9 protein-coding genes are annotated in these 13,277 nt (G+C 71.2%); 3 read left to right on the forward strand and 6 right to left on the reverse strand.

Annotated features, from left to right (window positions below; all coding sequences use genetic code 11):
* Positions 1 to 145: 145 nt before the first annotated feature.
* Positions 146 to 1,597, reverse strand: coding sequence for an LCP family protein (locus ACWCPI_RS27085; RefSeq protein ID WP_451040579.1), 1,452 nt, complete (start codon positions 1,595 to 1,597; stop codon positions 146 to 148).
* Between the two features lie 142 nt (positions 1,598 to 1,739).
* On the opposite strand from ACWCPI_RS27085, the gene ACWCPI_RS27090 reads away from it, so the two are divergent.
* Positions 1,740 to 2,768: a glycosyltransferase family 2 protein gene (locus ACWCPI_RS27090; protein WP_451040580.1), complete on the forward strand. Its 1,029-nt coding sequence runs from the start codon at positions 1,740 to 1,742 to the stop codon at positions 2,766 to 2,768.
* 29 nt (positions 2,769 to 2,797) lie between these two features.
* Here ACWCPI_RS27090 and ACWCPI_RS27095 read toward each other — a convergent pair whose 3' ends face one another.
* From ACWCPI_RS27095 to ACWCPI_RS27110, 4 genes are all read right to left on the reverse strand, one after another.
* Positions 2,798 to 4,384, reverse strand: coding sequence for an LCP family protein (locus ACWCPI_RS27095; RefSeq protein ID WP_451040581.1), 1,587 nt, complete (start codon positions 4,382 to 4,384; stop codon positions 2,798 to 2,800).
* Between the two features lie 430 nt (positions 4,385 to 4,814).
* Positions 4,815 to 6,608: an LCP family protein gene (locus ACWCPI_RS27100; RefSeq protein WP_451040582.1), complete on the reverse strand. Its 1,794-nt coding sequence runs from the start codon at positions 6,606 to 6,608 to the stop codon at positions 4,815 to 4,817.
* Between the two features lie 224 nt (positions 6,609 to 6,832).
* Complete coding sequence (locus ACWCPI_RS27105) at positions 6,833 to 7,987, reverse strand: LCP family protein (protein ID WP_451040583.1); 1,155 nt, start codon at positions 7,985 to 7,987, stop codon at positions 6,833 to 6,835.
* Positions 7,988 to 8,368: 381 nt separating this feature from the next.
* Positions 8,369 to 9,124 (reverse strand): TIGR03089 family protein, encoded by a 756-nt coding sequence (locus ACWCPI_RS27110; protein WP_451040584.1) that lies wholly within the window; start codon positions 9,122 to 9,124, stop codon positions 8,369 to 8,371.
* Positions 9,125 to 9,264: 140 nt separating this feature from the next.
* On the opposite strand from ACWCPI_RS27110, the gene ACWCPI_RS27115 reads away from it, so the two are divergent.
* Together ACWCPI_RS27115 and ACWCPI_RS27120 are read left to right on the forward strand one after the other, a co-directional pair.
* Positions 9,265 to 10,755, forward strand: coding sequence for a peptidoglycan recognition protein family protein (locus ACWCPI_RS27115; protein WP_451040585.1), 1,491 nt, complete (start codon positions 9,265 to 9,267; stop codon positions 10,753 to 10,755).
* A 184-nt stretch (positions 10,756 to 10,939) separates the two neighbouring features.
* Positions 10,940 to 12,022 carry a sugar phosphate nucleotidyltransferase gene (locus tag ACWCPI_RS27120; RefSeq protein ID WP_451040586.1) on the forward strand — a complete coding sequence of 361 codons (1,083 nt, stop codon included), beginning with the start codon at positions 10,940 to 10,942 and terminating at the stop codon, positions 12,020 to 12,022.
* A 137-nt stretch (positions 12,023 to 12,159) separates the two neighbouring features.
* Here the strand turns inward: ACWCPI_RS27120 and ACWCPI_RS27125 are convergent, their stop codons facing one another.
* Positions 12,160 to 13,161 (reverse strand): DNA-3-methyladenine glycosylase family protein, encoded by a 1,002-nt coding sequence (locus ACWCPI_RS27125; RefSeq protein WP_451040587.1) that lies wholly within the window; start codon positions 13,159 to 13,161, stop codon positions 12,160 to 12,162.
* Between the last annotated feature and the right edge of the window lie 116 nt (positions 13,162 to 13,277).

The following is a 13,277-nucleotide window of genomic DNA, read 5'->3' on the forward strand; positions in this document are numbered from 1 at the left end:
TCCTACGCCCGCCCGGGGCGCTGCGCCATCGGGGGGACGGGGCGATTTCCGTCGATTGCCGCTCCCGCGGGGCGCCCGACGATCCGCCGGGGGCCCATTGGAGTGACGGCCTGCGCCCACCCGGCCACCACGAGTGACATCCCGCCTACGAGCACCCCGCCTCGTCACCCCGCAGCACGACGGCCTCACCCTCCGGGCCCTCCGCCCGCACCTTCCTGACCTGCTTGAAGTCCTCCCCGACGATCACCTTCAGGGTCGGCCCCAGCCCCTTCACCGGTCGCAGCTCGCTCCCCGGCAGCGCGGCCGCCAGGGACCTCGCCGAGCGGTCCCAGCCCGGGTCGTGCGCGACGACCGTCCGCTTCGTCGCGCGGTCCGCCGCGAACGCCGGCCGCCCTGTCGTGCGGAACCCGGTTGCCGCCAGCGCGGCGTCGACGCGTTTGCCGAGGTCCTCCGTCCGCGTGCCGTTCTCGACCTGGACGTGGATCTCGCGCGGGGCGACCTCCACCCGGACCGCCTTGCGCTTCGACCGGTACGCGGCCAGCGGCCGGTCCTCACGCAGGGCCCTGAAGAGGCGCTCCGCCTTCACGGTGTCCCACTTCACGGTGGAACCGACGCCCTTCACGGTGTATCCCATCTGCTTGATCGGCACGGTCGTGAACTCCGACGACGACGGGGAGAAGTTCCGCATCGCCCGTCCCAGGTCGAGCAGCTCACCCGTCCCGAACCCCTTGTCGGCGCGTACCGAGCCCAGCACCGCCCGCGTCACGTCCCGGAACCGCATCGGGTTCAGCAGGATCCCGGACGACGTCGCCCGCTCGATCAGTGCCGCCATGAAACGCTGCTGGCGCTGCACCCGGCCCAGGTCGGAGTCGGTGTCGATGTGCCGGGCCCGGACGAACTGCAGTGCCTCGCCGCCCATCAGCCGGTGCGTGCCGGCCGGCAGGTCGAGGCCGGTGTAGGAGTCCTTCAGCGGTGCGGCGGTGCAGATCCGCACCCCGCCGAGCACGTCCACCGTCTTCATGAAGCTGGTGAAGTCGACCTCCAGATAGTGGTCGATCTTCACATGGGTCATGTGCTCGACCGTGCGCACGGTGAGGTTCGGCCCGCCCTCCGCGTACGCCGCGTTGATCTTGATGGGGTGTGCCTTGTGCCCCTCGCCGGCCGGCACCTCGGCGTAGGAGTCGCGCGGCAGGCTGACCACGCTCGCCCGCTCCCGGTCCTCCGAGATGTGCACGATCATCATCGTGTCGGTGCAGTGACAGGGGGCGCCGCCCAGCCGGTACTTGCGCCGCTCCTCCTCGCTGATGCGGTCGCGGCCGTCGGTGCCGACGAGCAGGACGTTCATCCCGTGCCCGGCCTGCGGCCGGTTCTTCATGTCCTTGAAGGGGTCCACGCGCGCGATCTTCGCGTCCAGGCTGGTGACCACCGCGTGCCCGATCCCCGCGGAGGCGAGGACCACGACGGACAGCGTGGTCACCGCCCGCATGGCCCACCGCGGCCTCTTGCGTCGCACGGGCGCGACCGGCCGCGCCCCGCGGCGGGACGGCTGCGTGCGGCGCTGCGCAGGAGGGGGAGACTGGCGGGGCGGCGTGGGCATGGGGGAGATACCTCCACTGTCGCTTGCCCTGGGGGCCGTACGTGGATCCGTGAGCACCGTAGGCCCATACGATCTGCTGACCGGTGCAGCGACCCCGGCGGCGCGCACCGCTGTCCCCCGTTCGCGGTAACGTGAGCCCCCTATGAACGCCAAGCCCGACGTGCAGCTCCCCGCCGTGTCCGTCATCATGCCCGTCCTCAACGAGGAGCGGCATCTGCGCGGAGCCGTCCAAGCGATCCTCGCGCAGGAGTACGCCGGCGAGATGGAGGTCGTGATCGCCCTCGGTCCGTCCACGGACCGCACGGACGAGATCGCCGCCGAGCTCGTGGCCGAAGACTCCCGCGTGCACACCGTCCCGAACCCGACCGGCCGCACCCCCGCCGCCCTGAACGCGGCGATCAAGGCGTCCCGCCACCCGATCGTCGTCCGCGTCGACGGCCACGGCATGCTCTCGCCGAACTACATCGCCACCGCCGTGCGGCTCCTGGAGGAGACCGGCGCGCAGAACGTCGGCGGCATCATGCACGCCGAGGGCGAGAACGACTGGGAGCACGCCGTCGCGGCCGCGATGACCTCGAAGATCGGGGTCGGCAACGCCGCCTTCCACACCGGTGGCGAGGCACAGCCGGCCGAGACCGTCTACCTCGGTGTCTTCCGGCGCGAGGCGCTGGAGCAGCAGGGCGGCTACAACGAGGAGTTCATCCGCGCCCAGGACTGGGAGCTCAACTTCCGGATCCGTGAGGCGGGCGGGCTGATCTGGTTCTCACCCGAGCTGAAGGTGTCGTACCGCCCCCGGCCCTCGGTGAAGGCCCTCGCCAAGCAGTACAAGGACTACGGCCGCTGGCGGCACGTCGTCGCCCGCTACCACTCCGGCTCCATCAACCTGCGCTACCTCGCCCCGCCCACCGCGGTGTGCGCGATCGCGGCGGGCCTCGTGGTCGGCGCCGCCCTGACCCCCTGGGGCTTCGTGATCCCCGGCGGCTACCTCGCGGCCATCACCGCGGGCTCCGTCCCGGCCGGCAAGGGCCTCCCGCTGAAGGCCCGCCTGCAGATCCCGGTCGCCCTCGCCACCATGCACATGTCCTGGGGCTACGGCTTCCTGACCAGCCCGCGGTCCCTGGCGAAGAAGGTCATCGCCTCCCGCCGCCCGGCAGTGCTCAGCGTCGACTGAGCCCGCCGGGCGGGGCGCCCGTCAGCCCGTCACCAGGTGAAGTTCGGGTCGACCTTCATACACGCCTTGGTGTCCGAGGCGTTGAGTGCCTCGGCCGTGTCCGGCGTCTTGTCGTTCTGCTTCGGGGCCTTGTACGCCGTGCCCTCCCGCCAGTCGGCGCCGACGACGAGGGTGACACCGGAGACGTCCGTGGACTTCTCCACCGCGCTCATGGGGATGCCGAGGGCCTTGGCGACGCGCTGGGCGTCGCCCTCCAGTTCGGCGCTCGGGTAGCGGACGACCGTCGTCTTCTCGATCGGCGCGGCCGACTGGTCCGCCACGGCCCGGGTGAAACCCTCGTCGGCCAGCGCTCCGGCGACGGCGTGCGCGCGACCGCGGACCGGGGCGAGAGTGTCGGTGCGGGTGCCGTTCTGCACCTGGACGGCTATCTCGCCGTCCGCCGCGGCCGGGTCGGAGGAGGTCTTCTCCTCGGGGGTCTTCTTCTTGTCCTTGCCGTCGAGGGAGATGTCCTCACGCACCAGCCGGAACAGCTGGGAGGCGTCCTCGGTGGGCACCACCCGGCCGGTCTGGATGGTGTCGTACGCGTTCGGCATCGTCGTCATGGTGATGCGCGAGGTGGGCACCTTCTTCAGCTCGCCCGCGAGGTCGTACAGCTTCGCCACCGTGCCCAGGCCCGGGTCGACGGTGAGCGCGTTCGTGGCCGCCTCGGCGAGCTTGCGCAGCTTGTTCGGGCTGCTCAGCTTGGCGTTCTTGCGCAGCTCGCGGACCATCGAGTTCATGTACTGGTGCTGCGCCTTGGCGCGGGCCAGGTCGCTGCCGTCCTCGAAGCCGTACCGGGTGCGCAGCCACTGCAGGGCCTGCTCGCCCTTGATGTACGTGGTGCCCTTCTCCAGCTTCAGCCCGGAGCCGTGGCCCTCGCGGTCCTTGGAGTGGATGTTCTTGTTCACGCAGACCGGGACGCCGCCGATGGCGTCCGCCATCGACACCACGCCCGAGAAGTCGATCATCATGAAGTGGTCGATGTGGATGTCGGTCAGCTTCTCCCACGTCGCCACCGTGCATCCCGGGCCGCCGCGGCCGAGCGAGCGGTTCGTCATCGCGCGCCGGATGGCCGGGTACACGTCACCGCTGTCCGGGTCCGTGCACTTGGGTATGTCCACCAGAGTGTCGCGCGGCATGCTGACGACCGACATGTTGGTGCGGTCCGCGGAGACGTGCAGCAGCATCTGGACGTCGGCGAGCGGGGTACCGCCGAAGGTCTCCTTGGCGCCGCCCAGCTTCTGGTTCTCCTTGCTGTCCCGTGCGTCCGAGCCGATCAGCAGGATGTTCAGCGGCGTCTGACCGAACGCGTTCGCCTCGGTCCTGGCGGCGCGGTCCTTGGCGTCGCCGATGTTGAGGTCGTCCTTCTTCAGGTTGCCGTTGAGGTGCTGGTAGTAGAGATATCCGGCACCCGCGGTGCCCAGTACCACCACTGCCAGAACCGTCGCCGACCAGCGCAGCACACGCCGCCTGCGGGGCCTGCCGCCGGCCTTCCGGTCTTCCGTGTGTCCCCCGCCACCGTGCCGGCCGTCCAGGTCGGCCGGCGTGTCCTGGTCGGTCCGCGGGGTGAGGGACATGGTGTCCTCCACCGCGGGGGCCTCCCCTCGCACACTGCTCTGCGCCAACTCTCCGCCCTTCCCCACCCTTTGCCCGGCACGGCATCGCTCCGCGCCGGGCCTCCCTGACCGATGCGGAGCGAACCATGTCAGGCCAGCCTGTCCGACACCGGTTCACAACCTGTCAGACCCGTATGCGTCCGGGTCGGGTTGGCCACGTGTCGGCAAAATCCAGCCTTGGTACGGCCTGTGATGCGTCCGGCCGAAACCACCTGACACACCTATGTCCTGTGTCAGACCAACGAGGGCCTGCCACAGTTGCCCTCTTCACCGCAGATTTCGCGCCACAGGTTTCACGCGGCGGACGGATCCGTTCCGAAACGGGCACGCTCCGTACCGAAACGGGCCCGCGCTCACCCCGGTCGCCGCGCGGGGCGGGCGCGTCGGACCGTTACGACGCGCACTTGACCTTGTCGGCCGTGGACTTCTCCACATCCGGCGCCTTCGTCGGAGCCGTGAGCGGTACGCCCGCCCCCTTGAAGTCCTTGCCCAGTGTGAGCGTCATCGTGGGCAGGCCCTGGGAGTTGGTCACGCTCTCGCCGGGCTTCATCGCGGAGCCGGAGAGCCCCAGGATGGCGGCGAGCCGACGGGCCTGGTCGGCCTGGTCGGGGCCGTACTCGAGCGTCGTCTTCGCGAGCGTCGCCGGGGCGTTGCCCGCGTTCTCGGACTTGGTCACGCCCTCCTCGGTCTGCAGCCAGGTGAGGGTCTCCTGGGCGCTGCCCGCGGGCGCCCCGCCGTTGAAGACCTGCACCCGCACCTCGGAGGGGTCGGCCTTGGTGCCCTCGAGTCGGGCGGCCACGGCGGCGGCCTCCTTCTTCTTCTGCTGCTTGACCGCGGTGAAGGAGACGTCGTTCTGGATCGCCCGGAAGACCTCGGGGGCCGTGGTCGGGTTGGGGACGACCGTCGCCCTGACCTTCTCCGCCGGGTTGTCGATCACCGGGACCGTCGTGAACGTCAGGTTCTTGGTGTTGAGCTTGCCCAGCTCCAGACCCAGGTCCTTCAGCTTGTCGATGCTGTCGAGCTGGGAGTCGACGGTCAGGGCCTTGGTGCCCGCCTCCGCCAGCTTGATCATCTTCGTGGGGCTGGTGAGGGTGTCGTTCGACTTCAGCTTGCGCATCAGCGCGCTGAGGAACTGCTGCTGCAGCCCGATCCGGCTCAGGTCGCCGCCGGTCCCGACGGCATGCCGGGTGCGGACGAACGCCAGCGCCTGCTCGCCCGCGATGACGTGGTTGCCCTTGGGGAGATCGAGGTGCGAGTCGGGGTCCTTGATGTCCTTGGCCAGACACACCTCGACGCCGCCGACGGCCGAGGTGAGCGTCTTCACCGCGTTGAAGTCGGCCACCATGAAGTTGTCCGGCTTGATTCCGGTGAGCTCGGTGACCGTGCGCGCGGTGCAGCTGGGCGTACGGCCCTCCTGGCCGAGGCTGGTGTTGAAGCGGACGCCGGTCTGACCCGAGATGACCTTCTGGGAGCCGTCCTCCTGCTCCGTCGGGCAGTCCGGGATGTCGACGATCAAGTCGCGCGGGATGCTGAGCGCGGTCGCGTTCGAGCGGTCCTTGGAGACGTGGAGCAGGATCGTGGTGTCGGCGTGTCCCTCGCTGCCCTTGTCGCCGTAGCTGCCGTTGCCCGCGCCCGTGCGCTTGTCCGTGCCGATGAGCAGGATGTTGATGGCCTTGTCCTTCTGGAAGCCACCGGTGCTCGCGCCGTCGTCGGAGATGGACTGGATGTTGCCGTTGAGGTGCTCGATGTAGAGGTAGGCGCCGGCCGCGGCGGCGACCACCACGAACGCCATCACGCCACCGGTCCACAGGAGAGCCTTCTTCGCCTTGCTCTTCTGCTTCACCGGCCGTCGGCCACGCCGCCCCGGCGGCTCCTCGGGCGCACCGCGACGCCTGCGCTGCGAGGGGACCTCACGTCCGGGCGCCGGTCTCGTCTCGCGTCCCGGCCCCGGCGCCGCGGTCCTGCTGCGCGCGGGGCCCGGCGCACCGGCCGAGCCCTTGGCGCTCGCGGCCCCGGCGGCGCGTGAGGCGGCGCCTGCGCGGGACGCGGATCTACGGGGTCCGGGGACCGATGACTGCGGTGCGGAAGGAGTCAGTCGCAGTTCGTATTCGCCGGTGTTCGGATTGAGCACCCACTGGTCTGCGGGATCGATGTCGTCCGCCCGCCCACGGCCTTGCGCGTCCACGGTTGTCTGAATCCTCCGTCGGGGCCACGCGGCGCCTTCCCCCTCCAAGGCGCTCGGGTCTCGGTCAAACAGTGCGCAAGCCTAACTACGGCCGGGTGCACCGGACCGCTCACACTATCCGCCCAGTTCAGCGTCGAGCCACGACGGTGACAAATTCCACGTCCCTACAACTGGGCAATCCGCCCCATTTCTTTGAATTGTGCTTCGCCGGCTTGGTGAGCGCTTTACCCGCAGGGGTTCTCGGCGGCGGTGTTGCCGCGGAAGGTGGGTGGCGGGGGAGGGGGATCCGAGGCGTCATGCGGCCCGTGCATACCGGGCGAATCCACTACTTTCACCGGCGTGTCGGTGCGCAGCCGCTCGAAGAGGCGCTCGGCCTCGGGCTCCACGAGCTGGTCGCGATTGGCGTTGTGCGCGTAGGCCTCACGAGGAACGGTGAGGAATTGCACGCGTTCGGTGGGGATGTCGCGCACTCCGCGCACGAGTTCGTACAAACCGCGCAAACTGGCCAGGTCCGGGTCGGTGGTGAGGGAGGACGTGGCGGCGTCGAGCACGGGGTAGAGCCGGACCGGGTTCAGCAGGACGTCGTTGCTCTGCGCCTTGTGCACCAGGGCGGCGAGGAAGCGCTGCTGGCGCTCCATGCGGTCGGTGTCGCTGCCGTTGCCGAGGGACTTGCGGGCGCGGACGTAGCCGAGGGCCTGCTCGCCGTCGAGGGTCACCTTGCCGGCGGGGAGCCTGAGCTTGGCGGCCTTGTCGTCGATGGGTTTCGCGAGGCATATCTCGACGCCGTCGAGTGCGTCGACCATCTTCTTGAAGCCCTGGAAGTCGACGACCACGTGGTGGTCCATGCGGATGTCGGTGAGCCGTTCCACGGTGCGGATGGTGCAGGCCGAGCCGCCCACCTGGAAGGCGTAGTTGAACATCGCGAACATGGGGGCGCTGCGGGTGCCGTCCCGGCGGCGGCAGCCGGGGACGTCGACCATCAGGTCGCGGGGTATCGACACGGCGGTGGCGCTGCGGCGTTCCGCGGAGAGGTGCAGCAGGATGGTGGTGTCGGAGCGCGCGGTGCCGGAGTCACGGCCGTAGCGGCGGTTTCCGCTTCCGGCCCTGGAGTCCGACCCGATGAGCAGGATGTTCTGGGCGCCGCGCACGAGTGAGGTGGGGCGTTCCTTCTCGTACCGGGCGAGTTCGGCCGCGGCGGCCTCGTCGGGGGTGATGTTGGAGTCGAGCTTGGCGTAGACGGCCCACCCGGCCCCGCCGGCGGCCACGACCAGCAGTCCCATCCCCAGGGCGCCCCGCCGCGCCCACCGCCACCGACGTCTCGACGAGACGCGCCCGACAACACCGGAACCTGCGGGGCGTGGTCGTGCGGTGCCGGTCACGTCGGGCTCCACTCCTCAGCTGTGGTGTGGGCTGCTCTTACGACGATGGCTCGGATCGGGGGGTGGGGGTGGGTGGTGGTGGGCTGAACGGGTGACGGGGTGGTGGGGGTGGGTGTTGATGCCTGCGGGTGGTGGTGGGGGGGGTGTTGATGCCTGCGGCGCCTGTGCGGGTTCGGTGGGGGTGCGCGTCGCGCCTGCGGGGGGTGGGTGGAGCGGGGCCGTGCCGGGGGGTGTCCGTCCTCGGACCGGCGGCCCGTGAGGGCCAAGAAGTGCTGTTTCTTGACGCCGGCCACTGCGGGCGGGCACCCCCCCGGCACGGCCCCTTCCCGCCGTCGGCGGCCGCGGGGCGGTGGGGGTACGCGTCGTGGCGGCGCTGGGGGTCTACCTCGCTGTCGTCGTCACGCGTTCGCTGTCGATTCGCTTGGCCAGCGTCTCCTCGTCCAGGGACTCGATGTGCCGGCACAGCACCACCGAGCCGTCGGTCGCCAGCGCCGCGTACAGGCCGGCGTTGAGGCCCTCCCAGGTGTCGTACGGCAGGGTCGAGAGGATGCGTGAGCCCGGGCCCGTGAGGCCCAGGCCTGTCGCCTCCGCGCGGGCCCGTTCGACCACTTCGGCGCCGCTGAACTCCCGGCCGGCCACGATCAGCGCGGGATCCTCCGGGTCGACCGGAGCGAAGGGGGCGAAACGGTCTCCCTGGCTCGGCACCTCCACGGCGTAGTCGGCGAAACCGGCGGGGGGTTGTGGGAAGCGGCCTCCCAGGGGTCGTAGAGCCAACGCGACGCGTTCGCCTCGGCACGCCCGCGCGGCCTCCAGGCTCTCCGGACCGCTCACGACCACGTCGGCCGCGGCGGGGTCCCCGCCCACGTCCGCGATCGTGCCCACCGACGAACACGCCAGCAGCCACACCGCCGTCTGCCAGTGCGCGGGCAGCAGCAGCGCGACCCGGTCCCCGGGGCCGGCCCCCAGATCACCCTGGAGAAGATTCGCGGTCTTGGCCACCCAATTGGCGAAGGTGGCCACGGACAATTCGACGCGTTCCCCGGTGGCGTCGTCGTAGAAGGTCACCAGGGGGCGTCCGGGATCCGCGGCGAGCGCGGAACGCAGCAGGTCGGCAGGGGTGCGATCGGTGGCGTTCACTCGGGCAAGAGTACGCCGACGCGCCGGTGCGCACCCGCCGTTGGGGCGCCCTCGCGCCACCGGTTCGGGGGAAGGGTGCGTCGACGGCCCGTCAGTTCGCCGATGGACAAGTTTGTATGAATTTGCCCAATATCAGAAACATGCGTGGATTCCTTGCTTCCTCGATCGGTGTCACGTGCGCGGTCGCTCTCGCCCTCCCGCTCACCCCGCCCGCCCTCGCCGCGACCGCGAGACCGGCGCCTGGCGTGGAAGTGGGCCCACGCGCGCCAGTGGCCGCGGTGGGTTCGGAGCGCCGTGCCGCCGAGCCCTACGTGCCCGGCAGCACCCAGTCGCTGCCCCTCGCCCCCCGCAGCCGCGACCGCGTCGCCGGCAGGCCCGTGGAACAGGGCCTGACCCGCCGGGACGTACCGCAGTTCTCCCTCGTCGGCGTCATCTGGGACGACCCGGACGTCGAGCTGCACGGCCGCGTCCAGGTCCGCACCCGCGCGGTCGGCACCGGTGCCTGGTCCGGCTGGCAGGACGTCGAGACGCACAACGCGGACCACGCGGCCGACCCGGGCACCGCCGAGCGCGCCTCCGGCCGAGTGCGCGGCTCCACGGCGCCGTTGTGGGTGGGGCGGTCGGACGGCGTGGAGGTGCGGGTCACCGCGGAAGCGGTCCCGGTCCGGGGTGAGGAGTCCGTACGGGGTGGCGGTGACCCGACTCCGGACCCGGCTTCCACCGGGACCGGCGTCGACGTCGCCTCCCCGCTGCCCGCGGGACTGCGCCTCGAACTCGTCGATCCCGGCGACCCCGCCCCTGCGCCGGACGACCCCGCCGGCGCCCCCCGCCCCGGATCCCTGACCGGCGAGACCACCGAGACCCTCGCCGGGTCCTCCGCGGCCGACACGGCCGCCTCCACCGCCAACCTGGAACTCGCGCCCCTGGGCGCCGCCGAGATCCCCGCGCTCGGCCAGGCCGAGACCGAACGGGAACTGCTCGCCCTGCGTGGTGACGAACTGACGCAGGAACAGCGGGCGAAGCCCTACATCGGCCCGCGACCCCGTGTCGTCACACGGCGAGGCTGGGGCGCGAACGAGAGCTGGCGGGAACGGCAGTTCGCCTACACGAAGAAGGTGAAGGCGGCCTTCGTGCACCACACGGCGACCGGCGGCGGATACCGGTGCTCACAGGTCGGCTCGCTCATTCGCGGTATCTACCGCTACCACGTCAAGAGCATGGGCTGGCGCGACATCGGCTACAACTTCCTCGTCGACAAGTGCGGAAACATCTACGAGGGGCGGGCCGGGGGAGTGGCGAAGCCCGTCCTGGGTGCCCACACCCTCGGTTTCAACTCCAACAGCATGGGCATCGCCGTCCTCGGTAGCTACGGCACCACCAAGCCGTCCAGCGCCTCGGTGAAGGCCATCGCCCGGCTCACCGCATGGAAGTTGGGGCTCTTCGGCGTCAATCCCCGTGGAAAGACATACCTGAAGTCCGGTGGTGGCAATCTCTACCGAAAGGGAAAGAACGTACGACTGAATACGATCTCCGGCCATCGGGACGGATACTCCACGGAGTGCCCGGGATGGCAGCTCTACCGCAAGCTCGGCACGGCCCGTGCCGCGGCGGCCCGCTACCAGGGACGCTGAGGCGGGCCGGTCCACCCCGGGGAGGGTGGGAGAAGCGGTGAGCGCGAGGACGTATTCACCGCCGTCGGGGGACGAAGAGCGGGAGCACTGCCGCACTGCCGTCGAAGGCGCCGCACAACGGTCTGCATACACTGGCCGGCCGAAAGACAGTTCGGCCGGTCCCGGCAGGAAGCAGAGACGACAGGTGACAGAAGCGATCCTCCTGGTCGGCGGCAAGGGCACTCGGTTGCGCCCGCTCACCGTGCACACGCCGAAGCCCATGGTTCCGGCGGCCGGAGTCCCGTTCCTCACGCACCAGTTGGCGAGAGCGAGAGCGGCGGGCGTCGAGCACATCGTCCTCGCGACGTCGTACCTGGCCGAGGTCTTCGAGCCCTACTTCGGCGACGGCTCGGCGCTCGGACTCCACCTGGAGTACGTGACGGAGGAGGAGCCCCTCGGCACGGGCGGCGCCATCCGCAACGTGGCCTCGCGTCTCCACTCCGGGCCCGACGACCCGGTCCTGATCTTCAACGGCGACATCCTGACGGGCCTCGACATCAGGGCCCTGGTCCGCACCCACGAGACGACGGGCGCGGACGTCTCACTCCACCTCACCAAGGTGACGGACCCGAGGGCGTACGGCCTGGTCCCCACCGACGGCACGGGCCGGGTCACCGCCTTCCTGGAGAAGCCCCAGACGCCGGAGGAGATCGTCACCGACCAGATCAACGCGGGGGCGTACGTCTTTCGCCGCTCGCTCATCGACACGATCCCGGCGGGCCGCCCGGTCTCGGTGGAACGCGAGACCTTCCCGGACCTCCTCGCGGCCGGTGCCCACCTCCAGGGCATGGTCGACTCGACCTACTGGCTCGACCTGGGCACCCCCGCCGCCTTCGTCCGCGGCTCGGCCGACCTCGTGCTGGGCCGGGCTCCTTCCCCCGCGGTCCCCGGCCGCTGCGGCGACCGCCTGATCCTCCCCACGGCCACGGTGGCCCCCGACGCCAAGCTGACCGGCGGCACGGTGGTGGGCGAGGGCGCCTTCGTGGCCGAGGGCGCGCGCGTCTTCGGCAGCACGATCCTGCCGGGTGCCGTCATCGAACCCGGCGCGGTCATCACCGATTCCCTCATCGGCACTCGCGCCCGGGTCGGCGAACGCTCCGTCCTCACCGGCACGGTCATCGGCGACGGTGCGGTGATCGGCGCCGACAACGAGCTGGCCGAGGGCGCGCGGGTGTGGTGCGACGCGCGGATCCCGGCGGGCGCGGTGCGGTTCTCGCCGGATCTTTAGGGCCTGTCGTTCGGATCATGCCGGGGCCGCGGGGCGCGCGATTCCGCCGGTCGAGGTGGCTCGGCCCGCGGACACCGGCCGCAGGAGCCTGGGAGGCGGGGGCGGCGCACACCACGGCAACCGCGGCGCGCGCCCCGTCACAACCGCCCGATGTCCGCCCGGTACATCCGCGGTGCACGTCGCTCCGGCACCCGCCCGCTCAGCAGGATCAGCCGAGCCGCCCGATGCCGCTGCCCCGCGTACGGCTCCAGCAGCTCCAGCATCACGGAGTCGTCCGCGTCCCGGTCCCCGGCGAGCGCCCACCCCACGATCCCCGGTAGATGCAGATCCCCCACGGTCACCGCGTCCGGCGCCCCATGGCTGCGCTGCACGACCTCCGCCGATGTCCACGGCCCGATCCCCGGTACGACCTCCAACCGGGCCTGCGCCTGCGCCGGAGGCATCCGCACCGCCTCCTCAAGCCGCGCGGCGACCCGTACGGCCCGCAGGATCGTGGACGCCCGCTTGTTGTCGACCCCCGCCCGATGCCACTCCCAGGACGGGATCATCCGCCAGGTGTGCGCATCCGGCATCACACACATCCGCGCGGGCGCCGGGCCCGGCGCCGGCTCCCCGTACTTCCGCACCAGCAACCGCCACGCCCGGTACGCCTCGTCCGCCGTGACCTTCTGCTCCAGAATCGACGGGATCAACGACTCCAGCACCAGCCCGGTCCGCGTCAGCCGCAGCCCCGGTCGCCGGTGCCGGGTCAACGCCACCAGCCGATGCCGCGGCACGAAGACGGACGGGTCGTCGGCGGCCCCGAGCAGCTCCGGCAACTGCTCCAGCAGCCACTCGGCCCCCGGGCCCCACGCCTCACCCCGTACGCCGGCCCCTCGCGCGGTGACCCGCAGCGTCCCGGGCCCGACGGGCGTACGGGTGGCCCGCCACACGGACCCGTCCGGCGTCGCCCGGAACGTGGGATCCCCCGGCCCTCGCCGCAGCGGCCCGAGCACGAGCCCGAGATCGACCGGCTCGTCCGGCACCCAGGTCCGCTCACGGGCGGGCGCATGAGCCTGCCGCGGTATCCCCGGGGGCACGGCGACATGGCCACCGCGCACAGTCGTACGCGTGGGCCGAGGAGCGAAACGTCCTGCCACGACAAACCCCGGGATGCGACCAGATACCGATGAGAGTTACGAGCCTATGCGGTTCCGCGGCGCCCCGCGGTGTGTGCGGACGAGCGTGAGGCGGGGGACGGCCCGCCCGACGAACC

Source organism: Streptomyces sp. NPDC001920 (genome assembly GCF_053594495.1).